Below are 26,812 nucleotides of genomic sequence, written 5' to 3' on the forward strand. Positions count from 1 at the left end.
GTCACCCTCAGGAGGCCGCGAAGCGGCCGTCTCGAAGGGTCGACGGCCACCAGCCGGGCCCTGCATGCTTCGAGGCGCGCAAGAGCGCGCACCTCAGCATGACGGGACTGAGTTGCGTAAGGCGGGTTAGCCGACTACGTCCGCCGTAGCCCAACGAGCGAAGGCGGAAGGCGTAACCTGCCATCTTCTCCACGGCACGAAGTCGGTGGGTTACGCTGCGCTAACCCACCCTACGACATCGTGCTTGCCGTTACACCTTCACCATGCGCTTGCCGCGGTTCTCGCCGGCCAAAAGGCCGATCAGCGCCTGCGGCGTGTTCTCGATGCCGGCGATGACGTCCTCCTGCACCTTGAGCTTGCCGGAGGCGACCCAGGATTGCAGGTCGGCGAGCGCGGCGTCGCGCTGCTCCATGTAGTCCATCACGATGAAGCCCTGCATGACCAGCCGCTTCACCACGATCAGGCCGGGCACACCGCGCGGGCCGTGCGCGGAGGGCACGCCGTCATATTGCGAGATGGCGCCGCAGCAGGCGATCCGGCCGCGGTTGTTCATCTGCGCCAGGCAGGCCTCCAGGATGTCGCCGCCGACATTATCGAAATAGACGTCGATGCCCTTCGGCGCGGCTGCGCGCAGCGCCTTGTAGGTGGCGCCGTCCTTGTAGTCGACCGCGGCGTCGAAGCCGAGTTCCGAGGTCAGCCAGTGACACTTGTCCTTGCCGCCGGCGATGCCGACCACGCGGCAGCCCTTGATCCTGGCGATCTGGCCGACGATCGAGCCGACCGAGCCGGCGGCGGCCGACACCACCACGGTCTCGCCCTCCTTGGGCTTGCCGACATCGAGCAGGCCGAAATAGGCGGTCAGCCCGGCGACGCCGTAGACGCTGAGCAGATGCGTCATCGGCTCGAGCTTCGGCATCTTCGCCAGATGCTTGGCGGGAACCGCGGCATAGTCCTGCCAGCCGGTATCGCCGAACACGATGTCGCCCGGCTTCAGGCCGGGGTCGTTCGACGACACCACCTCGGCGATGCTGCCGCCGGCCATCACGGTGTTGGCCTCCACCGCAGCGCGGTAGGTGGCGCCGTGCATCCAGGCGCGGTTGGCGGCATCGAGCGAGATGTAGCGCGTCCGCACCAGCGCCTCGCCGTCCTTGGGCACGGGCACCGTGCCCTTGGTCAGACGGAAATGCTCGGGGCCAAGCTTGCCGGTCGGCTTTTCAACCAGCAGGATCTGGCGATTGACGGTGTCGTTCATGGATGTCTCCCCCTCGCGTTGGTCGTTTCGGATGCAGTTGGCTGCCGCGTGCGCAGCTCGTTGCACAGATTGTGCGCTGCATGAACGCTAATCCGCGCGCTGGCATTCCACAACGGGAACGTTTCGGCAAAGTCCCGCTGGACGCGAAGCGTGTTGCGTAGCTGCGTAAATCTGCCACACTTGCCCTTCGCCGGGAACTTACGGGGGTAAGAGAATGTCGAACAGGTTTACGCAGTACATCCTGATTGCGATGGTCCTTGGCATCGCGATGGGGACGCTCGTCTTCAACTATCTGCCTGACAGCCGCGCCGAGATCGCAGCAGACGTCAACCTGATCGCGATGCTGTTCCTGCGCCTGATCAAGATGATCATCGCGCCACTGGTGTTCGCCACCCTGGTCGGCGGCATTGCCCATATGGGAAGCGGCGCCAAGCTCGGGCGCATCTTCGCCAAGACCATGGGCTGGTTCGTCTCCGCCTCCTTCGTTTCGCTGCTGCTCGGCCTCGTGATGGTCAATCTGCTGCAGCCCGGCGCCAACTTCCCCGGCACGCTCCCCGACAAGGCGCAGTCGACCGGCCTGCCGGTCTCTGCGTTCTCGATCGAGAAATTCCTGACCCATCTGATCCCGACCTCAATCGCGGACGCGATGGCGCAGAACGAAATCCTGCAGATCGTGGTGTTCGCGGTGTTCTTCGCGGTGGCGCTCGGCGCCATGCCTGAGCGGTCGAAGCCGATCATGGGCCTGATCGACGACCTCGCGCACATCATGCTCAAGGTCACCGGCTATGTGATGCTGTTCGCGCCGATCGCGGTGTGGGCCGCGATCATGGCGACGGTCTCGAAGAACGGCCTCGGCGTGCTCTGGAAGCTGATCGTGTTCATGGGCGGCTTCTACCTGTCGCTGCTGATCCTGTGGGGCATCCTGGTCGCGGTCGGCTTCATCGTGATCGGGCCGCGCTACAGTCATCTGCTGCGGCTGATCCGCGAGCCGCTGATGATCGCGTTCTCGACCGCCTCGTCGGAGGCGGCCTATCCGAAGACGCTGGAGGGACTGAACAAGTTCGGCGCCTCCTCGCGGATCTCGGCCTTCGTGCTGCCGCTCGGCTATTCCTTCAATCTCGACGGCACCATGATGTACTGCACCTTCGCGAGCATCTTCATCGCGCAGACCTACCACATCGAGATGTCGCTCGGCACGCAGCTCGCGATGCTGGCGACCCTGATGATCACCTCGAAGGGCGTCGCCGGCGTGCCGCGCGCGTCGCTGGTGGTGATCGCCTCGACGCTGTCGCAGTTCGGCATCCCCGAGGCCGGCCTGTTGATGATCATGGGCATCGACACCTTCCTCGACATGGGCCGCAGCGCCACCAACGTGATCGGCAACTCGCTGGCGACGTCGGTGGTCGCGAAGTGGGAGGGCGAGCTGAAGGCCGAGCACGAGCTCGGGCCCGACGACGCGGTGCCGCAGGACGCGGTGCCCGGCGCCGTGATGGCCGGCCATTGACGGGAGGGATGCATGCATCGCGCCCGCTGGAGGCCAGTACGGGCTGAGGGGCCTCTGCCGTCGACATGGCTGCTGTCGGCATGCCTGCTGGCGGCAAGCCTGCTCGCTGGTCCGGTGTTCGCACAGCCGGCGGGCGAGGGGCTCAGCCCCACGCTCGCCAACATCAAGGCCACGCACAGTGTGCGGATCGGCTATCGCGAGAGCTCGCCGCCGTTCTCGTTCCTCGACCACTCCAACCGGCCGATCGGCTACAGCCTCGAGCTGTGCGATGCGATCGTCGAGGAGATCGGCGCCGAGGTCGACGACGCCAACCTCAAGGTGGACTACGTCAAGGTCACCTCCGACGACCGCATTCCGGCGGTCGTCGACAAGAAGATCGACCTCGAATGCGGGTCGACCACGGCGAACTCCGAGCGCGGCAAGCTGGTGGCGTTCTCGCCGCTGATGTTCGTGGCCGGCACCAAGCTGATGGTGCCGAAGGCCTCCGGCGTTGCCCAGGTCGCCGACCTGAAGGGCAAGACGGTGGTGGTGACCAAAGGCACCACCAATGAGCAGGCGATGCACAATGTCGACGCCAAGCAACAGCTCGGCCTCAACATCGTCACCGCAGGCGACCATGAGCAGTCCTACCAGATGCTGGTGGACGGCAAGGCGGATGCGTTCGCGACCGACGATATCCTGCTCTACGGCCTGATCGCGCGGCACAAGTCGCAGGACAAATTCCGCGTCACCGGAGACTATCTGTCCTACGATCCCTACGGCATCATGTACCGCAAGGGCGAGCCGCAGATGAAGGACGTGGTCGAGCGCGCCTTCCGCAGGCTCGCCTCGAACCGCGACATCATCCCGCTCTACAACAAATGGTTCGTCGGCCGGCTGCCGACCGGCGAGAAGCTCAACGTCGCGCTCTCGCCGCAGCTCGAAGAGGCCTTCAAGGTGCTCGACGAGGGGCAGAGCAATTAGGCTGCCGAACGGCCGCCCGGGCCGGGCGTCGTCCGGAAAGAAGAGAGCCCGCGCTCGGCATGCGGCCGCACCGGCCGTGACCGCGCGCGTCGACGCCAATTATTTACCATGTTAAGCGCTAAACTCCGGTCTTTTACGGGGATTTACCACTCCTAAGACGCTGCCGCCTATCGTCGGGCCATAACGGCCCGTTATGGGTCCATCAAATTGCGGCAGTGATCGGATGTTCAAGGTCTATAATTGCATCGCGACCGAGCATGACCTGTGGCTCGTCGGGCTGGCCGCCGTCGTCTGTAGCCTCGCATCCTATGCAGCCATCAACCTGCTGCGCCATGCGCGCAGTTCCGTCGGTCAAATGCGCGGCGTCTGGCTGGTGGTGTCGGCGGTGTCCACCGGCTTCGGCATCTGGGCGACGCACTTCATCGCGATGCTGGCCTTCACGCCCGGAATTCCCAGCGGTTACAACATCAAGCTGACCTTTCTCTCGCTGGTCGCGGCCATCGTGCTCACCGGCGTGGGGCTGGCGGTCGCGATGCGGCCGGGCTGGCGGTTCGGACCGGCGCTGGGCGGCGCAATCGTCGCCGGCGGCATCGCCGCGATGCATTACACCGGCATGGCCGCCTTCGAGATCGCCGGAATCATCCTCTGGGATCGAACGCTCGTCGTCGTCTCGATTGTGATTGGTGCGGTGATCGGCGCCGCGGCGTTGCCCGCCGGTCTCCATGACCGCTCCGAAAAGTGGAAGGCCGTGGGCGCGCTGCTGCTGACGCTCGCGATCTGCAGCCACCACTTCACGGCGATGGGCGCGGTATCGATCGTTCCCGATCCGACGATCCAGGTGTCGCGCTCGGCGCTGCCCGCCGAATGGCTTGCCGGCGCCGTCGGCGTCGCGAGCTTCATCATCATCCTGCTCGCGCTGACCGGCAGCGCGCTCGATCTGCGCGAGCGGCGCCGGATGGAGATCGAGGCCGATCGCATGCGCGGTCTCGCCAACGGAGCCATCGAGGGGCTGCTGGTCTGTGACGGCGACCTGATCGTGACCGTGAATGACAGCCTCGTGCATCTGGCGGGCGCCGCCTCCGAGCAACTGGTCGGTTGCCGGCTCGCAACCTGCTTTCCCGATCGGATCGCGCTCGCCAGGATCGTCGCCGATCCGCACAAGCCGATCGAGACCAATCTGCATCACACCGATGGTTCGATGATCCCGGTCGAACTGATCATGCGATCGCTCGATTTTGCCGGGCGGCCGCATCACGTCATTGCGGTTCGCGACCTGCGCGCGCGCCGCGAGGCGGAGCGGCATATTCGTTACCTGGCGCACCATGATGCGCTGACGTCGTTGCCAAACCGCAGCCACTTCAACGCGCGGATGGATCAGGAAGTCGGAATCGCACTCGCCAAGAGCGAGAAGCTCGCGGTGCTCTGCCTCGATCTCGATCGCTTCAAGGAGGTCAACGACCTGTTCGGTCATGCCGCGGGCGACAAGGTGCTGCAGGCGGTGGCCTCGCGCGTGACCGCGGTGCTGGGCGAGCGGCATATGATGGCCCGGCTGGGCGGCGACGAATTCGCCGTCCTGGTGCCGCAGGCCAGCCCGTCCGCGGTGAGCCATCTGGCCGAAGCCATCCTCGATGCCTTGCGCCGCAAGGAGATCATGCCCGACGTGGAGAGCATTTCGAGCAGCATCGGCATCGCGATCTGCCCCGATGACGCCTCGGAACGCGAGGCTTTGCTGGTCCATGCCGACACCGCGCTCTATCGGGCCAAGACCGAGGGTCGTTCCACCTACCGCTTCTTCGAGGCGAAGATGGGCTCCGACGTCCGCGAGCGGCGCATGATCGAGCACGATCTGCGCCACGCGATCGGCCGCGACGAGCTGCGGCTGGTCTATCAACCGCAAAAGGACATTCGTTCCGGCGCCGTGACCGGCTTCGAGGCACTGCTGCGCTGGAAGCATCCGACCCGCGGCGACATCTCGCCGGCGGTCTTCATCCCGATCGCCGAGGAGTCCGGCTCCATCCTGGAGATCGGCGACTGGGTGATGAGGACGGCGTGCCGGGAGGCGGCCAACTGGACGCAACCGCTGACGGTTGCCGTCAACGTCTCCGGCGTGCAGCTCTACAACAGCAATTTCGTGCAGGACGTGCACAAGATATTGCTGGAAAGCGGGCTTTCGCCGCGCCGGCTCGAAATCGAAATCACCGAGACGGCGCTGGTCCGCGATTTCAATCGCGCGCTGGCGACGCTGCGGCGGGTCAAGGGATTCGGCGTGCGCATTGCGATGGACGATTTCGGGACCGGCTATTCGTCGCTGTCGAACCTGCGCGCGTTTCCGTTCGACAAGATCAAGATCGACGGCTCGTTCATCAAGTCGGTCGATACCAACGAGCAGGCCGCCACCATCGTGCGCGCCGTGCTGGGCATCGGACGGGGGCTTGGCCTGCCGGTGCTCGCGGAAGGCGTCGAGTCGAACGAAGAACTCCAGTTCCTGCGCGACGAGCTCTGCGATGAAATGCAGGGTTACCTGCTGGGCGCGCCGGCCAGGATCGAGACGTTCCGCGGCCTCACCCATCGCGGCGATGTGGCGCCGGCGGCGGATCAGGACAGCGCTCCGGCGCTGGCGCAGATCGCCTGACGACGGTGCACGCGGCCGCGGCGTCGTTCATCGCCAATAGCGGCGCGACAGATCCAGGCACTGCCGGACCCAGTATCCGTTGACATGGATCAACTGGCATGTGCTCGGATATGGCTCCTTGATGATCGGGTAGCCGTGGATGTCGATATTGGTCGGGGCCGTGACGCCGCGCCAGAATACGGCGTGGGCGGCCGGAGGATTGAGGGTGGCGGCGACCGCCGCGGCGGCCAGGACACTCAAAAGGAGTTTGCGCATAATCTGGATCCGGGTCGATGAATGCGCAAAGCGTACTCCCTTGGGCGGGATGAGCAAGCCGCCGAATGGATCAAAATGACGGGGAACGCTCGCGCATCGGCGCTAGCTGCCTTGCACCGCCATGCAGGCGAGGGCAACGATGCCGACGGCCGCGAGCACAACCATGACCTGGAAGATCGCGCGGCCAACAATAACCCCCATCAACGCTCCATCGATCCGGCGGGATCTTGCTTCGAGTTTCCACGCGCCGCGATCTCTCGAGCATCGGCAGGCAAGTACCAATCGTGAGATCGACCAATTTGTCGCCTGACGGGCTAATGCCGCTCCGCGACGATTCGGTCGACCACTTGCGATAGCTCCGCTTCCATGTCGGAAATAATGTCGTGCAGGCGGGCACCGAGCGGATCGGTCGTTTCTCGCGCCATCGTCTTGAAGCGCATGACGTTGGCATGTTCGTCGACCCGATCTTCAGCCGGTCGTCGCGCGGACAGACTGCCTGGCGCGCCGGTCGTCACGTCGGTCCCGTAGGGTTCGCAAACATCCTGATCCGGCTGTGCAGCGTTCTTCATGAGCTTTGCCTCCTGGCACGACGTCCTTTCTTCGGCCGCGAGCTGATAGCTCGTCGCTCATCAATGACTCCGATACCTCGAAAGTCGTTCCGGTTGGAACCTGCAAAGGCTTGCCGGAACCCGCCCGTCGCTGGGCCTGGAACCAGAACTATCGGCGTCCCCGAGCGTTGACTGTGGTTACCCTTTGGAGGGTGCCATGGGTTACGCGAGGCCAAACCGAAAAACTGCGGTGGTGGTCGAAGACGATATCATCCAGCGCGACATGATCACGCTGTTGCTGGAGCAAGATCACTTCGACGTCATCCAGTGCGAGGACGCAGAGACGGCAGCGCTGGCCATCAAGCGGCGCCACCCGTCGCTTGTCGTGACCGACATCAAGCTCACGGGCAAGATGGATGGGATCGCGCTCGCGCATATGGCGGTCAATTGCGACCCAGCCGTGCGCGTTCTGGTGATCTCAGGCCTGCCGCTGGCCGTCGCCCTGCCTGCCGGCGTCAAGTTCTTCGAGAAGCCGGTTTATCCGCCCCTCCTGCTGCGCGAGCTGACGTCGTAGGTTTCGGGGATTGAGAATTGGTTCATGCAAGAGGATCCAGAAATCGATTGGCACCGCGAGCAGATCACCAAGAATCGTGAGCTGCTCGCGGAGTTGCAAACCGCAAACACGGCGGGTGTGGAGGTATTTCCGGAAACACAGGCCGAGATCGACCGTCTCATGGCACAGATCGAGCAATCGGAGCTGATCGTCGCCGCCTATGAAAAGCAGCACCTGCGAGACTGATTGGGGGCGCCTAAAGGGAAGCGCGAGATGCGCTACCTACGCGAACACCTTGTCCAGCGCGGCGGAGTAAATCATCTCGACGAGATCAGGGGCGCGCCTGCCGAGCGCTTCCATCTTTACCCCCGAGTTGACCTCGAGAATCTGCCAGCCGCCGTCGGCCTGCACCACGTCGATGGAAGCGAAGCGAATGCGAAGAGCCTGTGCGGCTTTGATCGCAAGCGCGCTGCCGAAGGACGGCATTTCCTTGGACTTGAGCAGCGCCGGCTCGGCGCCGGAATCAAGATTATGTCGCCAGTTGATGATGCGTACTTCGCCTTTGGCCGGAATGCCGTCTAGCACGGCAGGCGAGAAGTCGTCGGTGATGGTCTTGAGCTGGTCAGCATGTGCGGCCTTGTGCGCGAGTTCGCGCAGCGAATGGATGCCATCGCCGACAACCGATGGACGCAATTTGACGTAGGCGAGCAGGGCGCTGTCGTCGAGCACGATGAATCGCACTTCGTGCTTGATCGCGACATAGGGCGAGATCGCAAGGCTTGGATGCGCGGCAAGGATACGCGCGACCGCGGCCTCGAGCTGATCCCGCGTCGTCACGCGGACGACGAGCTCGCCGGACGTCCCCTCATTCGGTTTGACGACCAGTCCGTGCGGATGGGCGTCGAGCAGACGCTGCATCGCGTCCAGCGAGTCCGATCCCGGGATGTGCTTGCTGAGCCTGGCGCCGAGAAACAGCGTGTGCGGAATGGCTGGCACGCCGGCCGCTGCCAGCACCTCGGCGCAGGCCGATTTGTCGTTGGCGACCTGGTGCGCGACCGCGCTGTTCAGCCCGACGTCGTAGCCGATCACGAGATGTCGCGCGTCGTCCTTGGTCAAGATGAGCAGCCAGCCGCCTGACCGGACCTCGACCGCAATATCGTGCGCCAGACAATATTTTTTGATGGTTTCCAGGAAGGTTCGCTGGCTGATCAGGACCACGAGACATTTTCCCTTCGCCGCGGTTTTCGTAGCAATTAATTGCCAGATCGGCGCCGATCTCAGCAAGTAAATTACGTGCAGCGCCGCGCGTTAACGATGCCGTCGCTGAACCTCTGCGCGAAATCGAACGACTGCCATTCTGAGATCGCAATTGCACGCCAGTTGATCTTGACTATCTCATGCGCAGGCGCGATGGACACGCGAGATCTTCAATGATTTCGGCTACTTCTGCGCCGTCGCGAGCAGTCTAGAAATCAAATCATTCTGAATCTGGTCAGTCGAGAAAACGAAAACACATGAGCGCGTTCTATCGAGAGAAGGTTCTTTCCGTTCAGCACTGGACCGATACGCTTTTCAGCTTCCGGGCGACCCGCGATTCCGGTTTCCGCTTCCAGAATGGCCAGTTTGCCATGATCGGCCTCGAGGTCGACGGCCGGCCGCTGCTGCGCGCCTATTCGATGGCGAGCGCCAATCACGAGGAAGAGCTCGAGTTCTTCTCGATCAAGGTGCAGGACGGCCCGCTCACCTCCAAGCTGCAGAAGATCCGCGAGGGCGACACCATCCTGGTCGGCCGCAAGGCGACCGGCACGCTGATCACCGACAATCTGATTCCCGGCAAGCGGCTGATGCTGCTCTCGACCGGCACCGGCCTCGCGCCGTTCGCCAGCCTGATCAAGGACCCCGAGGTCTATGATCGCTACGACCAGATCCTGCTGGTGCATGGCTGCCGCCAGGTCTCCGAGCTCGCCTATGGCGAAGAGCTGGTGGCCAAGCTGCGCGACGACGAACTGTTCGGGCCGCTGCTGTCCGAGAAGCTCTCCTACTATCCGACCGTGACGCGCGAGCCGTTCCGCAACCGCGGCCGCATCACCGACCTGATCACCTCGAACCAGCTGTTCACCGACCTAGATCAGGGGCCGCTCGACATCGAGACCGACCGCATCATGATGTGCGGCAGCCCGGCGATGCTCGAAGAGCTGAAGCAGCTGTTCGAGACCCGCGGCTTCCAGGAAGGCAGCGGCAACACGCCCGGCCACTTCGTGATCGAGAAGGCATTCGTCGAGCGTTAAGGCTCCTTCCACTTCGTCATTCCGGGACATCGCGAAGCGATGGGCCTGGAATCCATAACCACTGCTTTTTGTTTGTCGAAGGCTGGGGCCTCATCTGGCTCCAGCCTTTTGCATTGGTGGTTATGGATTCCGGGTTCGATGCTTCGCATCGCCCCGGAATGACGCCTGATATAGCGCCGTCCATTCCCCCGCTGCTATAACGCCCCCAACGCCGCGCGCCCCTCCCCGAACGTGGCGACCAGGGAGCAGCACCTTGTCCATCACCGATCCGGATGCACCGAAGACCGCCTTTGTGTTTGCCGGCGGCGGCAGTTTTGGTGCGGTCCAGGTCGGCATGTTGCAGGCATTGGCCGGGCATGGCGTGATGGCCGACATGGTGGTGGGCTCCAGCGTCGGCGCCTTGAACGGCGCCTTCTATGCCGGCGACCCGACGGTCGCGGGCGTGGCGCGGCTCGCCGAGATCTGGCGCGGCCTGAACCGGCAGGACGTGTTTCCGGTGACCTGGCGGACGCTGGTCAGCTTCCTGTGGCGGCGCGATTTCCTGATCCCGCATGACGGCGTGCGCAGGCTGATCGACGATTACATTCCGTTCCGCAATCTCGAGGATGCGCGGATCCCGATCCACATCGTCACCACCGACATCATCAGCGGCGACAGCGTGGTGCTGTCGGAAGGCTCGACGGCGGAGGCGATCGTCGCATCGACCGCGATCCCCGGCGCGTTCACGCCGGTGCATTACCGCGATCACTACCTCGCCGATGGCGCGATCTCCAGCAACACGCCGGTCCGCGTTGCGGTGAGGCATGGGGCAAAACGCCTGATCGTGCTGCCGACCGGGCATGCCTGCGCCAACCAGGCGCCGCCGGTCGGCGCGCTTGCCAACGCGCTGCATGCGCTGACGCTGCTGATCGCGCGCCAGCTCGTCAACGAGCTCGAGAATATCGGCCCCGACGTCGAGTATTTCGTGGTGCCGCCGCTCTGCCCGCTGGTCGGCTCGCCCTACGATTTCTCGCGGACCTCAGATCACATCGCACGCGCCCTGGACACCACCAATGCGTGGCTGGCCGGCGACGGCCTGAAGCCGGGCCACATCCCGCACGAATTGCAGCCGCACGACCATTGAGCGGGGCGCGCTTCACCTCGCCCCGCATCCGCCTTCGCCCAAAGGCGGATGCGGGGACAAGAGAGTGGGCGAGGGAGCGCAGTTGCGCGGTTGCCCTTCGTTGCACTGCAAAAGGCAATTCGATTCAATTTGACCGGCCACAGCACCCGCCCATCCGGGCGGTTGTCACATCTGTGACTGCTCGGCCGTATAACCGTAGTGCACTTGTTCGGCGAGTTGGATTAGGCTCACGACCGACAGGGTAGTCAGGGCAGACCGGAGGGGATTCCGATGGATACGATGCTGCTTCCGTTCTCGCCGCGCTTCATCGTGCTGACGATCTGCGCCGTCGTCACCACGCTCCTGCTGCTGGTTGGAATATTCGACCACAAGGTCTTCAAGATCGTCCTGATCCCGCTGGTCATCTTCGGCGCGCTGACGTTCCTCGGCATCCGTGACCTGACACAGAAGAATCATGCGGTGCTGCGCAACTACCCGATCTCGGCGCATGTCCGCTTCCTGCTCGAAGAAATCCGCCCCGAGATGCGGCAGTATTTCTTCGAGAGCGAGAAGGACGGGATGCCGTTCTCCCGCGACACCCGCGCGGTGGTCTATCAGCGCGCCAAGATGGTGCTCGACAAGCGGCCGTTCGGCACTCAGGAGGACGTCTATCGCGAGGGCTATGAGTGGATGCACCACTCGGTGGCGCCGAAGCCGAAAGCCGACGAGAAATTCCGCATCACCATCGGCGGCCCCGATTGCACCAGGCCGTATTCGGCCTCGGTCTTCAACATCTCGGCGATGAGCTTTGGCGCGCTCAGCCCGAACGCGGTGCGGGCGCTGAATGCCGGCGCCAAGAAGGGCGGCTTCGCCCACGACACCGGCGAGGGGGGCGTCAGTCCCTATCACCGCGAGATGGGCGGCGACATCATCTGGGAGATCGGTTCCGGCTATTTCGGCTGCCGCAACCGCGACGGCACCTTCAACCCGGAGCTGTTCGCGAGCGTCGCGGGCGAGGACCAGATCAAGATGGTCGAGCTCAAGATCAGCCAGGGCGCCAAGCCCGGCCATGGCGGCGTGCTGCCGGCGGCGAAGGTCTCCGAGGAGATTTCCAAGATCCGCGGCGTGCCGATGGGCGAGGACTGCATCTCGCCGGCCTATCACAAGGCGTTCTCGACGCCGATCCAGATGATGGAATTCGTCGCGAACATGCGAAAACTGTCCGGCGGCAAGCCGGCCGGCTTCAAGATGTGCATCGGCCATCCCTGGGAATTCCTGGCGATCTGCAAGGCGATGAAGGAGAGCGGGCTGTATCCCGACTTCATCGTGGTCGACGGCAATGAAGGCGGCACCGGTGCGGCGCCGCTCGAGTTCATGGACCATCTGGGCATGCCGATGCGCGAGGGCGTCAACTTCGTCCACAACGCGCTGATCGGCATCGGCGCGCGCGATCGCATCAAGATCGGCGCCTCCGGGAAGATCGCGACCGCCTTCGACATGGCGCGCGCGATGGCGATCGGGGCCGATTGGTGCAATTCGGCGCGTGGCTTCATGTTCGCGCTCGGCTGCATCCAGTCCCTGAGCTGCCACACCGATCGCTGCCCGACCGGCGTCACCTCGCAGGATCCGATCCGCAACCGCGCGCTCTATGTGCCGGACAAGATCGAGCGCGTGTACAATTACCACCACTCGACCCTGCACGCGCTGACCGAGCTGCTCGCCGCCGCCGGCCTTGAGCACACCAAGGATCTGCGCCCGATCCACTTCTCGCAGCGCTCTTCGACCACCGAGGTCTCCACGTTTGCCGAACTCTACCCGACGCTGCGCCCCGGCGAGCTGCTCGAAGGCACCCAGGACCGCCGCTTCCGCGACGCCTGGGCGATGGCGCGCGCGGACTCGTTCCAGCCGGCGGGGTAGAAGCGCGAAAGCGTCGTGCCGCAGCCCGGATGAAGCGCAGCGCAATCCGGGGCCCTTTCTCTGTGGATCGACCGATCCCGGATTACGCGGAGCCTGTCATCGGGCGCGCGTTCGCGCGACCCGTTGGCTTCATCCGGGCTACGTTCCCTACGTACCGGCAGGCGCGCCGAACCATCTCGTCAGTGCTTCAGTGAGCCCAGCCTGCGTGCGCTCTCCGACCCACGCCACGTAACCGTCGGGCCGCACCAGCACCGCGGTCGGGGCCGCAACGGTGCCGATCGCCGGAAGCTCCCATTCGCCGCCATAGACGGCGTCGACCAGCCGAACCCGGTCGGTCCATCCGGTCAGGTCGACGCTGGCCGGCTCACCGAAATTGAGCAGCACCGGCCACGCAAGGTGCAGCAGCGTGAAGGCCTGCACCGGGCCACCGGCGGTGACGAGATCGAGATCGGGCAGACGGCGTCCGAGCAGCGGATGGCCGCTGCCGAAATCGTATCGAATGTCCAGTCCGGACATCATCGCGGCGAAGCGTCTGCGCGGTTCGTCCATGCTGAGCAGTTCGCGCACGAATTCATCCAGCGCCTTGGAGCGGTCGTCGGTACGGCGCAGCGCGACCTGCGCCATCGTATTGCGCAGCACGCGAGCGCCGATCGGGTGGCGCTCCCTGTGGTAGCTGTCGAGCAGACTGTCCGGCGCAATGCCCTTGACCACCTGCGCCAGCTTCCATCCGAGATTGACCGCGTCCTGCACGCCGATGTTGAGGCCCTGTCCGCCCATCGGCGGATGCACATGCGCGGCGTCGCCGGCGAGCAGCACGCGCCGTTCGCGATAGGCGCCTGCCTGACGCGCCATGTCGGTGAACCGTGAGATCCAGCCGGGACTGTGGATGCCGAAGTCGGAGCCATAGACCGCGACGAGCGCCTCGCGCACATCGCTCAAGCTAGGTTCGGTGGACTTTAGCTGCCGCTCGGTCAGCACCAGCCGCAACCCGCGTCCGTCCTCGATCTTGCCGATCCCGTGGATCCCGACGGCATCGTTGCGAAAGCCGAGCGGCGGCTCCTCCGCCATCTGCACTTCCGCGATCAGCCAGCTGGCGGTCGGTTCGAAGCCGGGGAAATCGATGCCGGCTGCCTTGCGAACCAGGCTGCGTCCGCCGTCGCAGCCGACAAGATACTGTGCCCGCAGCACATCGCCCTCTGACAGCGTGACATCGACGCCGCTGTCATCTTGCGTAAAGCCGGTCACGTCGCACCCGCGATAGATCGGCACGCCGAGCTCGCCGGCCCAGCCGGCCAGGATACGCTCGATATGGTTTTGCCACAGCGCGAGCGTGTAATTATGCCGGGTCGGAAAATCGCTGAGATCGAGCGGCATCGGGTGGACGTGCACGACCGGATGGCGCGTCCCTTCCGAGACGAACCGGTCCGCGACGCCGCGCTGGTCGAGCACCTCGAGGGTGCGCGCGTGCAGCCCGCCTGCGCGGGAGCCCATAAGATCCTGGCTGGCGCGCCGCTCGACAATCGCAACGTCGATTCCCCCCAGCGCCAGCTCGCACGCCAGCATCAACCCGGTCGGTCCACCGCCGGAAATCACCACATCATGTTCCCGCATCGCGCGCTCCTCCATTCGATTGGGCGCGCGTTCTACGGGATCACCCCGGGCTTGCGGCAAGCCCGGGGGGTCTACATATATCTAAGTGGGGAGAGGGCGTTCGGCTTGGCCGCACCTCGACCAACCATCCAGGCTGTCATTGCGAGGAGCGAAGCGACGAGGCAATCCATGCTTCCGCGCAATCCGGGATTCTTTATGCGCGGATGAAGCACCCCGGATTTCGCTGCGCTCCATCCGGGCTACAGCGGCCTCAGAACTCGCCGTGGATGCGGCCGGAGAAGATGTGCACCGGGCCGCGGTCGGCGTTGTAGGCGGGGTTGGTGATGAACTGATAGTCCGCGGTCACGGTCAGGTTCTTGTTCACCTGATAGGCGTAATAGGTCTCGAAGATCCGCTCCGGGCTGTAGTTCAGCGCACCGTCGCCGATCAGCAGACCGAGGCCGCCGGCAGCGAGGTAGTCGCGGTGCGCGGCGGAGAGCCCGTTGATCGCGCCGCCGATGCCGATCGTGTCGTTCGCCCGGCCCCATCGGCTGCCCTTGATCGACAGGCCGCCCGAAAGGCTGCGATCGACGTCGGTGAACGACAGGATCTCGGTCCGGCCGTCGTTCCAGCTGAGGCGCCCGAACATGCCGACATCGGTTGCGATCTGCTGCTCGCCGTTCAAATAGAAACCGTATTTGGTGTTGTCCTTGCGGATACCGGCCATCACGTCGTTGATGTCGAGCGCAGGGTTGGCGTCCTCGATCGCGAGCGCTTGGGCGTAATTGCCGGTGTTGCCGCGATTGCCGAACACGCCGACGCGCAGCTTGCCGGGCTGATCGAAGATCGAGTAGCGGCCCTCGAATTCCACCACCGCGCCGCCGGTATTGGCGTTGGAGACCAGCACGTCGCTGTTCGGTGCATTGGGCACCTGGAACACGCCGGCGCGCACGGCCCAGTCCTTGCGGTTGAGCTCGACCACGGCGCCACGGGTGTAGCCGGGCAGATCGGCCGGGAAGTCGTAGGCGGCCGACGCCCACATCGCCCAGTTCATGAAGTCGGCGCGCGGGTCCTTGGCGTAGGAATTGCCGTCGAAGAAATCGCCCACCGCAAAGCGGCCGACCACGATCGTGAGGCGATCGATGTCGCGCTTGCCCGCGATCTGGTTCGGACCGTCCGCGACGTCTTCCTGCTCGCCGCCGAAGCCGAAGATCTGCTTGAGGTAATAGCGCTGCGGCCGGATCTTCGGGAATTCGGCGCCGGCCTTCTGCGCCTCGCCGTTCGGGAAGCCGGCAAGGCCGAGCGTGCCGTTGAGGCCAAAACCCTGCGCCGTCTCGGGGTTGAAATAGAGCTCACCGCCCTCCCAGAGCCGCACGCCGAGAAACGCCGTCGTGGTCCAGGTCTGCTGCACCTGGCTCACGCCCGGCAGGCTGTTGGTGCCGGAATAGGGCGCGCGGAACGACGGATAGCCCTGGCCGAGCAGCGTGGTCTGCCCGTGCACGCTCCAGTCGCTGGAGTCGGGCAGCGCGCTCCGCGTCGGCGTCGCCGACCAGGGCGAGTCGCCGAGCTGGTAGTTCAGGCCGAATTTCAGCAAATGAATGCGCGGGTCGATGCTGACGCCGGGCATGCCGAAATCGTCGAGGCCGAGCGTGCGGCGCGACAGGTCGATGTAGTCGTATTCGAGCTTGGCGGTCCAGTTGCCGCTCAGCGCAAATTCGGCGCCGGCACCGACGGTCCAGCCGGTCTGGTACTGGCCGGGCTCGGAGATCACGTTGCCGCCGGCATCGTTGACCCTGACCTCGGTGTGGCCCCAGGCGAAGCCACCGGTCACATAGGGCATCCAGCTGCCGAAGCTGTAACCGGCGCGGCCGCGCACCGTGCCGACATAGTCGATCGACGAATTGAAGGGCCCCGGCACACGCCGCGGCAGGTCGGTGGGGCCGGTGAAAGTCGCGTCCGCCTCGACGCCGAGCACGAAGCGGTTGGCGAATTCCTTGTTGTAGCCGGCCTGGAAGCCGCCGATCCCGCCGGTGATGGTGGGCGGAAAGAACACGCCCTGCTCCAGGATCGGATTGGTGCCGGGGCCCAGGGTGCCGTCGCCATAACCGACATGGCCGCCGACATAGAAACCGGTCCAGCTGTAGACCGCCTTGGCGGCTGGGGACTTGAGCGGCAGATCGGCCGCGGTCGCCGGCGCGCCGAAGGTGGCCGCACCGAGCGCTGCGCCGGCGGCGATCTGAACCCGGAAGAGACGGACGCAGGTCATGGCGCGGCGTTCCGCGAACGGTTGGCGGTTTCGCCCGTCATCACAGATTTGGCGGCCGTGTGCCACCCGAGATTTGAATTCATTGCCCGCCGTCCCCGGTCCGATCCGTCTCGTCCCATCCAAAGCCAGATCAGCACCTGGCATCCTCAGCTTCTTATTGCAAATAATTCGCAATAGCAACTGGGGTGCGCCTGATACCTTTTCGATTTGCACGCCACTATGACAGTCACGTAACACCGCCGGGCTGCACGCCTCCGCGGCTGCGATCGGCTGCGCGGCTGTGGCAGATCGGTCGAGATCGGACCGTTCAGTCATTGTCTTCTTCCGTTGTTGCGATGAATGCCGGCTGCGCTGCCCTGCCGAGCACGATCCGCGCGCCGGCCCGTTCGACCGATCGCGCCATCGACAGCGCCGTCCGCAAGCCGGCGGGCGAAATCACGTGCCGCTGATGGAGCGCAGCCGCACCGCGCAGGATGGCGCCGGCCAGCCTGAACAGCATGATCGCGCCCCACCGCCGGCCGCGGCCGAGCGCCGTCACGCCCCGACCGTCGCGAGCTGGACGATGCGCAGCAGCACAAGGCCGGCGGCAACCACCAGATAGAAGCGCAGCACGATCATCCAGATCCGGCTCAGCGGGCTGAGTCGCGCCGGCGGCAGCCGGTCGAGCGGCGGCATCCGCCAGCTGTCGCGATCGGCCAGCGGCGGCTTGCGCCTGAAGCGGAATGAAGCGTGACGTCGCGACGACATTTCGTAGAACTTGACGGCGGCGGTGAGCGCGAGTGCAAGCCCGCTGCCGCCGACCAGGATGCCGATGATCCATTGCTCGCCGAGGTCGGGGAACAGCACCGAGGCGGTCAGGATCACCGACAGCATCACCAGCCCCGCGACCACGGCGCCGGTGAACAGGTTCAACCGCGTCGAGTTCACCCACGGCCCGAGGATGTGGCGGTCGTTGCACAGCAAGAGCAGGAACACGGTCGCGCTCGGCAGCAGCACGCCGGCCAGCGTCTGCACCGCATTGGTGAGCAGCCCGAGCGGCGTGCCCGGCGTCAGCACCAGCACGGCGGCCAGCACGATCAGCCCGCAATAGACGCTGTAGAAGCCCTTCGCATCCCATGGCTTGCGGTGCAACGAGTGCTTGACCGCGAACACGTCGCCGATCGCGTAGGCGGTTGCGAGCGACACCGCGGCCGCGCCGATGATGCAGGCATCCAGTAGCGCGAGGGCAAACAGGACCGCCGGCAGCCGGCCGGCATATTTTTCGAGCCCGACCGCGGTCCCCAGCGCGTCGGTGTAATTGCCGAATTCGGGCTTGCCGGCGAACACCGCTGCGCAGAACGAGATCATCGCCACCGCGCCGACCACGACCAGCACGATGCCGAGGCAGAGGTCCATCCGCTCATAGCGGATGAAGCGCGGCGTGATCCGCTTGTCGACGATGTAGCTCTGCTGGAAGAACAATTGCCACGGCGCCACCGTGGTGCCGACGATCGCGACGATCAGGAGCATCACCTCGCTGAGCTTGGCGTCGTGCGGCATCTTCGGCACCAAGAAGTCGGCCGCGATCTGCCCGATCGGCGGGTGCACCATCAGGATGACCGGCACCAGCAGCAGGCTGCCGATCACCAGCACGATGCCGAAGCGCTCGAAGCGACGGAAGTCGCCGGTCGAGACTGCCAGCATCACGATCACAGCCGAGGCCAGCACGCCCCAGAACCGCGAGACGCCGAGAAAATGCAGCGCGAAGGTGATGCCGATGAATTCGGTGACGATGGTCAGCGCATTCAGCACCAGCAGGTCGATGACGCTGAAGGCGCCCCAGAACTTGCCGAAGCGCTCGAAGATCAGCCGCGCATGGCCGACGCCGGTGACGGCGCCGAGCCGCACCACCATCTCCTGGTTGACGTAGAGCACGGGGATCAGCAGCAGCAGCGTCCACAATAGCGTGGTGCCGTAATTCTGCCCGGCCTGGGTGTAGGTGCCGAACGCGCCGGCATCGTTGTCGCCGACCATCACGATCAGGCCGGGACCGACGATCGCCAGCAGCGTCTTCAGCCGCGCCAGCAAGGTCGCACGCGGTGCGGTGTCGTCGCGTGCAATGCTGCCGAGCGCGCCGCGGATATCTCCGGCATGTGCGCTGTCGAGAATGGCGGTTTGGGTGATCTTGCTTTCGGTCATTTCGCGTCTCCTCGCCGCCTTGCGGGCACGGCGGGAGGGACGCAGCGCCGCTAGGTACGCACGTCTCCGCTACCGTGAGCAGCGGCGTTTCCAGATGTGATGCAGCTCCATGGTCCCGCTGCCGCGCCGCGATGGCGCGCAACGGGACGACTAGGTCCTTCGTCCATATTGGCCTCCTAGACGTACGCGGCGGTCTTCACCGCGAGACGTGTAGCTCTCACGCGCGGGCCGAGATGCCGGCCCGCGCGCCGCTGACGATCGAGATCGCCGCTGCCGTCGTCGATCCTCCACCGGCACTCCAGCCGGCCCTCGATCAGAACCCAATGACAGGCCGGGGTTGGACGCCGGCGGCCGGCCAGGCGGCGAAAGCCCGGCAGGTTGTCATTGGAATGAATGGCCGCCGGCCGCGGCACGCGCCGCGGCTCGAACGACCGGAATTTTGCGAGCTTTTCGAACATCGCTCACCTCCACTTCCGCTGTCGCGCGGCAGGCCGGTGAGGAGCAGGCGGTTACGTCAGGCGCGACCACCCATCCACGCAGGCAATCTGCGCGACAGTCTTGCGGTGTTGCGGCGTCAAGTGTCCCGTTGCCGGTCGACTGTCGCCTGAGTTGCTACTGCCCATGTGCCTTCTGTGCTGGCTCGTGGTCGGGTTGCTATCCGGGAGTAAAACCCCGGTGCGGAACGCATGTTCCGGCAATCGGGCACTACGCCCGTGACAATGGCCTGTCAAGCCGATTCTGCTATCCTCCGGGGAGGATCATGATTATCCTCCAGGGAGGATAGGAGACCCAGATGCCCGACGACCATCCGCACGCTGCGATCGCCCGGCGCTTGAAGCGCGCCAACGGCCATCTCGAGACCATTGTCGAGATGATCGAGCAGGGCCGGCCCTGCGCGCAGATCGCCCAGCAATTGCAGGCGGTGGAGAGCGCGATCGAGAGCGCCAAGAAGGCGCTGATCCACGATCACATCGGCCACAGCCTGGAGGAAACGCTGAAGGCGTCGGGTCCGAAGGGCCGCGGCGTGCTGCGCGACTTCCGGCTGATCGCGAAATATCTGTGAGACGGCCCGCATGCGGCGAGCTGGCAAAGCGTGACCCGCCCGGGGGGATCACCGGACGGGTCGGTTGCGACACGGGGTGGATGAGGACCCGCGCCGAACGCAGGATCCGCAGCCTTTATGAGAAACCCGTCGATCAGTAGCAGGAACGCACGCGGCCGATGTAGTTGCCGTAGGCGTCGAACTGGCGCACCCAGACGCAGCGGCGATAGCCACTGTAGTAGCCGTCATTGGCTGCGATCGCGCTGCCGACGATGGCGGCGCCGACGAGGCCTGCACCGACGCCCCAGCCCCAGCCATACGGCCTGGCTTCGGCCTGCGAGGTGGTGGTCGCGATGGTGCCGGTCACGGCAAGCGCAGTGAGGGCGAGGGCGGCCAACTTGGTCTTGATCGACATCGGATACTCATCCTGTTTGAGCGCGGCGCCGGTGTGGTCCGCATGCCCGTTGGACGGAGGTTTTTCGGTTCCGGTTCGAACACGAGGCAGGAAATATGGTTTCGTGAATTGTTTCGTCGGCCTCTCGCCGAACGTAGCGATGCCCGGTCAGTTGCCCTGAAAGACGCCCGGATCGAACCGATCGACATCGGCCAGCAGCTCGCAGAACGCGCGTGCGCCGTGCTCGAGCAGCTTCTCGCCTTTGTCGGCAGAGGCCTTGGTCGCATCGCCGATCGCGCCGCTGGGATTAAGGTCCTGCGCCTGCCAGGCGAACGGCGCCGGGCGCTGCGTCGACAGCAAACGATGATCCTTCTCGATCTGCACGCTTGCAGACTTGAAGTCCGCGATCGCATCCTTGCGCACATGTTGCGGATATTTCGCCAGCATGATCGAGGTCTCGACTGCGCCGCCATGGATGCCGTGGCGCAGTTCGTCGGCATCGAACAGCCCGTCGGGCGCGCCGAAGCGCGACCAACTCGTGGTCACCACCAGCATCTTGTGATGCGCGCGCAGATCCTGCGCCACCAGCTGCATCGCCGCCGAATTGCCGCCATGGCTGGTCACGATCACGAGCTTCCTGATCCCGGTGCGCGCCACGCTCTCGCCGAGCGCCATCCAGCCCTTCAGTGCGACCTCGGTCGGCAGCGTCAGGGTGCCGGGAAAATCGATGTGCTCGGTGGAGATGCCGACCGGCTGCACGGGCAGGAACGTGGCCAGGATCTTGGCCGGCAGCAGCTCGCGCACCCGCGCCAGATACGCCTCGCCGATCATGACGTCGGTTCCGAGCGGCAGATGCGGCCCGTGCTGCTCGGTCGCGGCCAGCGGCAGCACCGCGATCCAGCGCGCCGCCGCCCCCTTGGCGAGGTCGGGCCAGTGGATGGCGGTCCAGTCACGGGACGGGAGCTGAGAAGTCATCGGGCCGGTCGTCTCAATACAAGCGTTTCATTGGATGGATTTGCAGGCTAGTTTGTCTAACATCATTCGGGGCGTTCGCGTCTCCGGGCGCGGTCCACGTGTCCCGCCTTCCATCATGGGCCATAATATCAGACGGAGTCCAACCATGATCCGGGCCTTTTTGCCGCGAGCGTTAACCACAAGCCTGCTGGCCGTTGCCTTCGGCCTCGCCGTGACCCTCGTCCCGGCACGAGCGCAGACTCTGGACAAGGTCTCGTTCGGCACCAACTGGGTCGCCGAGGGCGAGCATGGCGGGTTCTTCCAGGCGCTGGCCGACGGCACCTACAGGAAGTACGGCCTCGACGTCACCATCGTGCCCGGCGGTCCCAACGAGAACAACCGCATGCTCTTGATCGCGGGCAAGCTCGACTTCTTCATGAGCGCGAATTCGCTGCAGACCTTCGATGCCGTCACCAACAACGTGCCGCTGGTCGCGGTCGCCGCCATGTTCCAGAAGGACCCGCAGGTCTTCCTGACCCATCCCGAGGTCAAGGTCACGAAGATCGAGGATCTGAAGCCGCTGACGCTTCTGATCTCCAAGGAGGGCATCACCAGCTACTTCCAGTGGCTGAAATCCGAATACGGCTTCGATGAAAACAAGGTGAAGCCCTACACGTTCAATCCGCAGCCCTTCATCGTGAACAAGCAGACCGCGATGCAGGGCTACGTCACCTCGGAACCCTTTGCGGTCGAGAAGGCCGCCGGCTTCAAGCCGAACGTGCTCTTGCTCGCCGATTACGGCTTCAACTCCTATTCGACGTTGATCGAGACCCGCCGCGACCTGGTCGACAAGAAGCCTGACCTGGTGCAGCGCTTCGTCGATGCCTCTGTTGTCGGCTGGTACACCTATGTCTACGGCGACAACTCGGCCGGCAATGCGATGATCAAGAAGCTCAACCCCGACATGAACGACGAGCTGCTGGCCTATTGCGTTGCCAAGATGCGCGAGCATGGCATCGTCGACTCCGGCGACTCCGTCAAGAACGGCATCGGCGCCATGACCGACGAGCGGATGGCGAGCTTCTTCGACAAGATGGTGCGCGCCGGCGTGGTGAAGAGCACCATCGACTATCGCCAGGGCTACACGCTGCGCTTCGTCAACAAGGCGGTCGGCGTCGAGCTGCGGCCGAAGAACTGACGGGCGCGGACGGGCATGTACCCAGGTCCTGCGGCATCGGTGCTTCACCTCTCCCCTTGTGGGAGAGGTCGCATCGCATCATCAGATGCGATGCGGGTATCCGCTGTCTCATGGGACCGGCGCCCCCTCACCCGCGCCTGCGGCGCGGCCTCTTCCCGGTGTGGAGAGGTGCAGTTTGCGGCACGATCGTGTGCAGCAATATCTGGCCGTCGATGGTAGAGAGCATCGTGCCGGAAACCGCGGCCAGCCGCTTCGCCGTGCGCCTGCGCGGCGTCTGCAAGACCTATGACAGCGGCGTGACGGCGCTTGGCCCGCTCGACCTCGATGTCAGGCGCGGCGAGTTCGTCTCGCTGCTCGGGCCCTCCGGTTGCGGCAAATCCACCGCGCTGCGAATTATCGCAGGTCTCGCCACGCCGAGCGCCGGTACGGTCGAGCTGGCCCATCACGGCGCGGCGCAGCGCGGCAGCCACAGGATCGGCTTCGTGTTTCAGGAGCCGACCCTGATGCCGTGGGCCAATGTGCATGACAATGTCCGCCTGCCGCTGAAGCTGGCCCGTCTGCCTGCGGCCGCTGCCGATGCGCGCATCGATGCGGCGCTCGATCAGGTCGGGCTTGCGGAGTTCGCCGCCGCCTATCCGCGCGAATTGTCCGGCGGCATGAAGATGCGGGTGTCGCTGGCGCGCGCGCTGGTGACCGATCCGGATATTCTCCTGATGGACGAGCCGTTCGCGGCGCTCGATGAGATCACGCGCTTTCGCCTCAACAACGACCTGCTGGCGCTGTGGCGCAACCTGCACAAGACCGTCATCTTCGTGACGCACTCGGTGTTCGAGTCGGTCTATCTGTCCGAGCGCGTGATCGTGATGACGGCGCGTCCGGGCCGGATCGGCGCCGAGTTTCGCATCGCCACGACCGAGCCGCGCGGTGAGGAGTTCCGCACCTCCGCCGAATATGCCGCGTTCTGCCGCGAAGTGTCAGGCGCGCTGGCGCCGTCTTATGCAGGGCAGGCGGGCGCATGACGTCTCCGCAGGATCTCGTCCGCTTCGTGTTGCCGGTCGCGGTGTTTGCCGCGGGCCTCGTGCTCTGGGAGGCGATCGTGCGCGCCTATGGCATCCAGCCCTATGTGCTGCCGAGCCCGCTACTCGTATTAAAAACGTTGGTCGCGGACTGGCCGATCCTGTCGCAATCGCTCGGCGTCACGCTGCTGACAACGCTCGAAGGCTTCGTCGCTGCGGCGATCGGCGGCATCGTGCTGGCGCTGCTGTTCAACCAGTCGAAATGGCTGGAATATTCTCTGTTCCCATATGCCGTGGTGCTGCAGGTCACGCCGGTGATCGCGATCGCACCGCTGCTCTTGATCTATCTGCAGCAGCAGACCGCCGTCATCGTCTGTGCCTGGATCGTGGCGTTCTTTCCGGTGCTGTCGAACACCACGCTCGGCCTCAGCTCGGTCGATCGCAACCTCGCCGGATTGTTTCAACTATATGGCGCCTCGAAGCTGCAGACGCTGCTGTTCCTGAAGCTGCCGGCGGCGCTGCCCTATATCCTCGGCGGCCTGCGCATCGCTGGAGGATTGTCGCTGATCGGCGCCGTGGTCGCGGAGATCGCGGCGGGCAGCGCCGGCGCCGGCTCGGGGCTCGCCTTCCGGATCGCTGAATCCGGCTACCGGTTGAATATTCCCCGCATGTTCGCAGCCCTTCTGCTGTTATCGCTGGCCGGGATTGTCATCTATGGGGTGCTGGCGCTAGTTTCCCACCTCTTGTTGCGCCGCTGGCATGAAAGCGCGTTAGGAAAGGACAGTTGATGGCCCCGATTTCTTCCGAAAAGATCGATCTGCTGATCTATGGACCGATCCGGCCAATCCTCGAAAACGGCTTTCCCGACCAATACGTGCTGCACCGGGCCGAAAGCCGCGGCGACCTCGAGCGCCTGACGCCCGACACGATGAGCAAGATCCGCGGCATCGCGGTCACCTATCATACGATGGCGACCGACAAGACCGCGCTGGCACTGTTTCCCAAGCTCGAGATCGTCGGCAGCTTCGGCGTCGGCTACGACCACGTCGATTCCGCCTATGCGCGCGATCACAATATCGTGGTCACCAACACGCCCGACGTGCTGACCGAGGAGGTCGCCGACGTCGCGATGGGCCTCTTGATCGCGACGCTGCGCGAGTTCGTCAAGGCCGACCGCTATGTGCGCTCCGGCCTGTGGCAGACCCAGAATTATCCACTCAGCGTCGGCTCGCTGCGCGACCGCAAGATCGGCATCGTCGGCATGGGCCGGATCGGCCAGGCGATCGGGCGCCGTCTCGAAGCCTCACGGGTGCCGGTGTCCTATCACTCGCGCAACCCGTCCAAGGACGTCTCCTACAAGCACTATCCCGATCTGATCGAGATGGCGAAGGCGGTCGACACCCTGATCGTCATCGTGCCGGGCGGCGCCTCGACCGCGAAGATGATCAATGCCGACGTCCTGAAGGCGCTGGGACCCCGCGGCGTACTGATCAATGTCGCGCGCGGCTCCGTCGTCGACGAGCCGGCGCTGGTTGCCGCGCTGAAATCGGGCACCATTCTCGCCGCCGGCCTCGACGTGTTCGCGGCCGAGCCGAACGTGCCGGACGAATTGAAGGCGATGCAGAACGTCGTGCTGCTGCCGCATATCGGCTCGGCGTCGGTGGTGACGCGCAATGCGATGGACCAGCTCGTGGTCGACAACATCAAGAACTGGTTCGCCGGCAAGCCGCCGCTGACGCCGGTTGCCGAAACGCCGGTCAGGGATCGCTGATGCCGCTGTCCCGCTGCAACGTCGCCCTGCTCGTGCTGCTGGCCGCATCCGGTCCGGCCGCCGCGCAGGACGTCAAGACGTTGCAGAAGGACATGATCGGGCAGTGGGAGCTCGCCACCACCGAGCGCAGCAAGACCTGCGTCGTGACGCTGAAGAGCGACACGACGCCTTTGGGCCTCAAGCTCGAGCTCGAGCCGGGCTGCGCGGCCGCGCTGCCCTTCACCAAGGACATCACCGGCTGGAGCATCAAGGGTCTCGGTGACATCGTGCGGCTGCAAAACGCGACCGGCGAGGCGGTGATCGATTTCACCGAGGTCGAGACCGGCATCTTCGAGGGCATGCGCACCAACGAGGGCGTCTACATCCTGCAAAACCTCGCTGCCGCCCGTTCGCTCGCCAAGTCGATGGACCAGATGATCGGCGACTGGTCGATGGTCCGCGGCAACGGCCAGGCGATCTGCGGCCTGGTGTTGACCAACACCGACGCCGGCAACGACAATTTCCAGGTGTTCCTGAAAGGCAAATGCGATCCCACGGTCGCCGCCTTCAACCCGACGCAGTGGCGGCTCGACCACGGCCAGATCATCCTGATGTCGGCCAAGGGCGAGACCTGGCAATTCGAGGCCGACGACAACGCCCAGTGGCGCCGCGTCCCCGACAGCGCCGACCCGCTGATCATGCTGCGCGAGCAGTAGGGGGCGGCGCTGCCACACATACCGTGTCGTCCCTGCCTAGTGCGCAATTGCGCACGGGAGCAGGGACCCATAGCCACGATGCCCGTTGGTTGGCGCGGCTGTGGCCAGGGCTCGTCTCAACAACTCAACTCTGTGGTTATGGGTCCCTGCTTTCGCAGGGACGACGAAGGGGCGATCTGCGTCTCGATGGCACCCTCAAAATAATTCCCAAGCCCCTGTCGATCCGGCGGCCGCCGGATCGTCGTTCCCCATAACAAGCCGATTTGACCTGCGATCATCCCGCGGCTCGCCCGGAAACAGGAGCAATTTCATGCGCTTTATGTCGATCGTCACCTCGTCGCAGCCGCCGCAGCAGCCGACCCCGGAACTGCTGGAGGCCATGCACAAGCTCGCCGATCGCGAGATCAAGGCTGGCCGCATGATCGACAATGCCGGCCTGATGCCGCTCGCCACCGGCGCCCAGGTGCGGATAGCCGACGGCAAGCTCAGCGTCGTCGACGGCCCGTTCATCGAGGCCAAGGAAGTGATCGGCGGCTATGCCATCACGGAGCTGCGCAGCAAGGAAGAGGCCATCGCACTCGCGGTCGAGTTCATGCAGCTGCACAAGGATCACATGCCGGGCTGGGAAGGCACCTGCGAGGTCCGTGCCTTCGCAGGCTTCGCCGGCCAGTGTCCCGAATAGACCAAGGGAAAG

26 protein-coding genes are annotated in these 26,812 nt (G+C 64.8%); 15 read left to right on the forward strand and 11 right to left on the reverse strand.

Going from position 1 to position 26,812, the window contains the following annotated elements:
• Positions 1 to 250: 250 nt before the first annotated feature.
• Complete coding sequence (locus tag ACVINW_RS13785) at positions 251 to 1,252, reverse strand: NADP-dependent oxidoreductase (protein ID WP_456751794.1); 1,002 nt, start codon at positions 1,250 to 1,252, stop codon at positions 251 to 253.
• A gap of 214 nt (positions 1,253 to 1,466) precedes the next feature.
• Between ACVINW_RS13785 and ACVINW_RS13790 the strand changes: the two genes are divergently transcribed.
• The 3 genes from ACVINW_RS13790 (at position 1,467) to ACVINW_RS13800 (ending at position 6,351) form a co-directional block, all read left to right on the forward strand.
• Positions 1,467 to 2,756 carry a dicarboxylate/amino acid:cation symporter gene (locus tag ACVINW_RS13790; protein ID WP_456751795.1) on the forward strand — a complete coding sequence of 430 codons (1,290 nt, stop codon included), beginning with the start codon at positions 1,467 to 1,469 and terminating at the stop codon, positions 2,754 to 2,756.
• A 12-nt stretch (positions 2,757 to 2,768) separates the two neighbouring features.
• Positions 2,769 to 3,719 (forward strand): amino acid ABC transporter substrate-binding protein, encoded by a 951-nt coding sequence (locus ACVINW_RS13795; protein WP_456751796.1) that lies wholly within the window; start codon positions 2,769 to 2,771, stop codon positions 3,717 to 3,719.
• A 223-nt stretch (positions 3,720 to 3,942) separates the two neighbouring features.
• Positions 3,943 to 6,351, forward strand: coding sequence for a bifunctional diguanylate cyclase/phosphodiesterase (locus ACVINW_RS13800; RefSeq protein ID WP_456751797.1), 2,409 nt, complete (start codon positions 3,943 to 3,945; stop codon positions 6,349 to 6,351).
• A 27-nt stretch (positions 6,352 to 6,378) separates the two neighbouring features.
• On the opposite strand, the gene ACVINW_RS13805 is transcribed toward ACVINW_RS13800, so the two are convergent.
• Entirely contained in the window at positions 6,379 to 6,606 is a 228-nt protein-coding gene (locus ACVINW_RS13805) for a hypothetical protein (RefSeq protein WP_456751798.1), read from the reverse strand.
• 314 nt (positions 6,607 to 6,920) lie between these two features.
• On the reverse strand, positions 6,921 to 7,175 hold the full coding sequence (locus ACVINW_RS13810) for a hypothetical protein (protein ID WP_456751799.1): 255 nt from the start codon (positions 7,173 to 7,175) through the stop codon (positions 6,921 to 6,923).
• A 196-nt stretch (positions 7,176 to 7,371) separates the two neighbouring features.
• Here ACVINW_RS13810 and ACVINW_RS13815 point away from each other — a divergent pair, with 196 nt between their 5' ends.
• Positions 7,372 to 7,728 (forward strand): response regulator, encoded by a 357-nt coding sequence (locus tag ACVINW_RS13815; protein WP_456751800.1) that lies wholly within the window; start codon positions 7,372 to 7,374, stop codon positions 7,726 to 7,728.
• 24 nt (positions 7,729 to 7,752) lie between these two features.
• The gene (locus tag ACVINW_RS13820; protein WP_456751801.1) at positions 7,753 to 7,953 is read left to right on the forward strand and encodes a hypothetical protein; all 201 of its coding nucleotides are present in this window, start codon (positions 7,753 to 7,755) and stop codon (positions 7,951 to 7,953) included.
• Positions 7,954 to 7,989: 36 nt separating this feature from the next.
• On the opposite strand, the gene ACVINW_RS13825 is transcribed toward ACVINW_RS13820, so the two are convergent.
• Positions 7,990 to 8,925, reverse strand: coding sequence for an ATP-grasp domain-containing protein (locus ACVINW_RS13825; protein ID WP_456751802.1), 936 nt, complete (start codon positions 8,923 to 8,925; stop codon positions 7,990 to 7,992).
• A 296-nt stretch (positions 8,926 to 9,221) separates the two neighbouring features.
• Here ACVINW_RS13825 and ACVINW_RS13830 point away from each other — a divergent pair, with 296 nt between their 5' ends.
• From ACVINW_RS13830 to ACVINW_RS13840, 3 genes are all read left to right on the forward strand, one after another.
• Entirely contained in the window at positions 9,222 to 9,995 is a 774-nt protein-coding gene (locus tag ACVINW_RS13830; RefSeq protein WP_456751803.1) for a ferredoxin--NADP reductase, read from the forward strand.
• Positions 9,996 to 10,248: 253 nt separating this feature from the next.
• Positions 10,249 to 11,118: a patatin-like phospholipase family protein gene (locus ACVINW_RS13835; protein ID WP_456751804.1), complete on the forward strand. Its 870-nt coding sequence runs from the start codon at positions 10,249 to 10,251 to the stop codon at positions 11,116 to 11,118.
• A gap of 270 nt (positions 11,119 to 11,388) precedes the next feature.
• Positions 11,389 to 13,014 carry an FMN-binding glutamate synthase family protein gene (locus tag ACVINW_RS13840; RefSeq protein ID WP_456751805.1) on the forward strand — a complete coding sequence of 542 codons (1,626 nt, stop codon included), beginning with the start codon at positions 11,389 to 11,391 and terminating at the stop codon, positions 13,012 to 13,014.
• A gap of 147 nt (positions 13,015 to 13,161) precedes the next feature.
• Here ACVINW_RS13840 and ACVINW_RS13845 read toward each other — a convergent pair whose 3' ends face one another.
• From ACVINW_RS13845 to ACVINW_RS13865, 5 genes are all read right to left on the reverse strand, one after another.
• A complete protein-coding gene (locus ACVINW_RS13845; protein WP_456751806.1) occupies positions 13,162 to 14,625 on the reverse strand; it encodes an FAD-dependent monooxygenase in 1,464 nt (487 codons plus the stop codon).
• A gap of 250 nt (positions 14,626 to 14,875) precedes the next feature.
• Positions 14,876 to 16,870, reverse strand: coding sequence for a carbohydrate porin (locus tag ACVINW_RS13850; RefSeq protein ID WP_456751807.1), 1,995 nt, complete (start codon positions 16,868 to 16,870; stop codon positions 14,876 to 14,878).
• Between the two features lie 307 nt (positions 16,871 to 17,177).
• Positions 17,178 to 17,369, reverse strand: coding sequence for a hypothetical protein (locus ACVINW_RS13855; RefSeq protein ID WP_456751808.1), 192 nt, complete (start codon positions 17,367 to 17,369; stop codon positions 17,178 to 17,180).
• A gap of 35 nt (positions 17,370 to 17,404) precedes the next feature.
• A complete protein-coding gene (locus ACVINW_RS13860) occupies positions 17,405 to 19,048 on the reverse strand; it encodes an Nramp family divalent metal transporter (RefSeq protein ID WP_456751809.1) in 1,644 nt (547 codons plus the stop codon).
• 176 nt (positions 19,049 to 19,224) lie between these two features.
• Positions 19,225 to 19,506 carry a hypothetical protein gene (locus tag ACVINW_RS13865; RefSeq protein WP_456751810.1) on the reverse strand — a complete coding sequence of 94 codons (282 nt, stop codon included), beginning with the start codon at positions 19,504 to 19,506 and terminating at the stop codon, positions 19,225 to 19,227.
• Between the two features lie 335 nt (positions 19,507 to 19,841).
• Between ACVINW_RS13865 and ACVINW_RS13870 the strand changes: the two genes are divergently transcribed.
• A complete protein-coding gene (locus ACVINW_RS13870; protein WP_456751811.1) occupies positions 19,842 to 20,111 on the forward strand; it encodes a metal-sensing transcriptional repressor in 270 nt (89 codons plus the stop codon).
• A gap of 133 nt (positions 20,112 to 20,244) precedes the next feature.
• On the opposite strand, the gene ACVINW_RS13875 is transcribed toward ACVINW_RS13870, so the two are convergent.
• On the reverse strand, positions 20,245 to 20,505 hold the full coding sequence (locus tag ACVINW_RS13875) for a hypothetical protein (protein WP_456751812.1): 261 nt from the start codon (positions 20,503 to 20,505) through the stop codon (positions 20,245 to 20,247).
• A 147-nt stretch (positions 20,506 to 20,652) separates the two neighbouring features.
• Positions 20,653 to 21,459 (reverse strand): creatininase family protein, encoded by an 807-nt coding sequence (locus ACVINW_RS13880; protein ID WP_456751813.1) that lies wholly within the window; start codon positions 21,457 to 21,459, stop codon positions 20,653 to 20,655.
• A gap of 145 nt (positions 21,460 to 21,604) precedes the next feature.
• Between ACVINW_RS13880 and ACVINW_RS13885 the strand changes: the two genes are divergently transcribed.
• From ACVINW_RS13885 to ACVINW_RS13910, 6 genes are all read left to right on the forward strand, one after another.
• The gene (locus tag ACVINW_RS13885; protein WP_456751814.1) at positions 21,605 to 22,636 is read left to right on the forward strand and encodes an ABC transporter substrate-binding protein; all 1,032 of its coding nucleotides are present in this window, start codon (positions 21,605 to 21,607) and stop codon (positions 22,634 to 22,636) included.
• Positions 22,637 to 22,848: 212 nt separating this feature from the next.
• Positions 22,849 to 23,655 carry an ABC transporter ATP-binding protein gene (locus ACVINW_RS13890; RefSeq protein WP_456751815.1) on the forward strand — a complete coding sequence of 269 codons (807 nt, stop codon included), beginning with the start codon at positions 22,849 to 22,851 and terminating at the stop codon, positions 23,653 to 23,655.
• Complete coding sequence (locus tag ACVINW_RS13895) at positions 23,652 to 24,440, forward strand: ABC transporter permease (RefSeq protein ID WP_456751816.1); 789 nt, start codon at positions 23,652 to 23,654, stop codon at positions 24,438 to 24,440. The genes ACVINW_RS13890 and ACVINW_RS13895 overlap by 4 nt, the downstream gene beginning before the upstream one ends.
• The gene (locus ACVINW_RS13900) at positions 24,440 to 25,423 is read left to right on the forward strand and encodes a 2-hydroxyacid dehydrogenase (protein WP_456751817.1); all 984 of its coding nucleotides are present in this window, start codon (positions 24,440 to 24,442) and stop codon (positions 25,421 to 25,423) included. The genes ACVINW_RS13895 and ACVINW_RS13900 overlap by 1 nt, the downstream gene beginning before the upstream one ends.
• Entirely contained in the window at positions 25,423 to 26,118 is a 696-nt protein-coding gene (locus tag ACVINW_RS13905; protein ID WP_456751818.1) for an AprI/Inh family metalloprotease inhibitor, read from the forward strand. Before ACVINW_RS13900 ends, ACVINW_RS13905 begins: the two co-directional genes overlap by 1 nt.
• A 310-nt stretch (positions 26,119 to 26,428) precedes the next feature.
• The gene (locus tag ACVINW_RS13910) at positions 26,429 to 26,800 is read left to right on the forward strand and encodes a YciI family protein (protein ID WP_456751819.1); all 372 of its coding nucleotides are present in this window, start codon (positions 26,429 to 26,431) and stop codon (positions 26,798 to 26,800) included.
• The last annotated feature ends 12 nt before the right edge of the window (positions 26,801 to 26,812 follow it).

The organism is Bradyrhizobium sp. USDA 4461 (assembly GCF_054055655.1).

Coding starts and splice junctions, on each gene's coding strand:
- ACVINW_RS13785 (WP_456751794.1), bottom strand. CDS start 1,252: ATGAACGACACCGTCAATCGCCAGATCCTGCTGGTTGAAAAGCCGACC.
- ACVINW_RS13790 (WP_456751795.1), top strand. CDS start 1,467: ATGTCGAACAGGTTTACGCAGTACATCCTGATTGCGATGGTCCTTGGC.
- ACVINW_RS13795 (WP_456751796.1), top strand. CDS start 2,769: ATGCATCGCGCCCGCTGGAGGCCAGTACGGGCTGAGGGGCCTCTGCCG.
- ACVINW_RS13800 (WP_456751797.1), top strand. CDS start 3,943: ATGTTCAAGGTCTATAATTGCATCGCGACCGAGCATGACCTGTGGCTC.
- ACVINW_RS13805 (WP_456751798.1), bottom strand. CDS start 6,606: ATGCGCAAACTCCTTTTGAGTGTCCTGGCCGCCGCGGCGGTCGCCGCC.
- ACVINW_RS13810 (WP_456751799.1), bottom strand. CDS start 7,175: ATGAAGAACGCTGCACAGCCGGATCAGGATGTTTGCGAACCCTACGGG.
- ACVINW_RS13815 (WP_456751800.1), top strand. CDS start 7,372: ATGGGTTACGCGAGGCCAAACCGAAAAACTGCGGTGGTGGTCGAAGAC.
- ACVINW_RS13820 (WP_456751801.1), top strand. CDS start 7,753: ATGCAAGAGGATCCAGAAATCGATTGGCACCGCGAGCAGATCACCAAG.
- ACVINW_RS13830 (WP_456751803.1), top strand. CDS start 9,222: ATGAGCGCGTTCTATCGAGAGAAGGTTCTTTCCGTTCAGCACTGGACC.
- ACVINW_RS13840 (WP_456751805.1), top strand. CDS start 11,389: ATGGATACGATGCTGCTTCCGTTCTCGCCGCGCTTCATCGTGCTGACG.
- ACVINW_RS13845 (WP_456751806.1), bottom strand. CDS start 14,625: ATGCGGGAACATGATGTGGTGATTTCCGGCGGTGGACCGACCGGGTTG.
- ACVINW_RS13850 (WP_456751807.1), bottom strand. CDS start 16,870: ATGACCTGCGTCCGTCTCTTCCGGGTTCAGATCGCCGCCGGCGCAGCG.
- ACVINW_RS13855 (WP_456751808.1), bottom strand. CDS start 17,369: ATGCTGTTCAGGCTGGCCGGCGCCATCCTGCGCGGTGCGGCTGCGCTC.
- ACVINW_RS13860 (WP_456751809.1), bottom strand. CDS start 19,048: ATGACCGAAAGCAAGATCACCCAAACCGCCATTCTCGACAGCGCACAT.
- ACVINW_RS13865 (WP_456751810.1), bottom strand. CDS start 19,506: ATGTTCGAAAAGCTCGCAAAATTCCGGTCGTTCGAGCCGCGGCGCGTG.
- ACVINW_RS13870 (WP_456751811.1), top strand. CDS start 19,842: ATGCCCGACGACCATCCGCACGCTGCGATCGCCCGGCGCTTGAAGCGC.
- ACVINW_RS13875 (WP_456751812.1), bottom strand. CDS start 20,505: ATGTCGATCAAGACCAAGTTGGCCGCCCTCGCCCTCACTGCGCTTGCC.
- ACVINW_RS13880 (WP_456751813.1), bottom strand. CDS start 21,459: ATGACTTCTCAGCTCCCGTCCCGTGACTGGACCGCCATCCACTGGCCC.
- ACVINW_RS13885 (WP_456751814.1), top strand. CDS start 21,605: ATGATCCGGGCCTTTTTGCCGCGAGCGTTAACCACAAGCCTGCTGGCC.
- ACVINW_RS13890 (WP_456751815.1), top strand. CDS start 22,849: ATGGTAGAGAGCATCGTGCCGGAAACCGCGGCCAGCCGCTTCGCCGTG.
- ACVINW_RS13895 (WP_456751816.1), top strand. CDS start 23,652: ATGACGTCTCCGCAGGATCTCGTCCGCTTCGTGTTGCCGGTCGCGGTG.
- ACVINW_RS13900 (WP_456751817.1), top strand. CDS start 24,440: ATGGCCCCGATTTCTTCCGAAAAGATCGATCTGCTGATCTATGGACCG.
- ACVINW_RS13905 (WP_456751818.1), top strand. CDS start 25,423: ATGCCGCTGTCCCGCTGCAACGTCGCCCTGCTCGTGCTGCTGGCCGCA.
- ACVINW_RS13910 (WP_456751819.1), top strand. CDS start 26,429: ATGCGCTTTATGTCGATCGTCACCTCGTCGCAGCCGCCGCAGCAGCCG.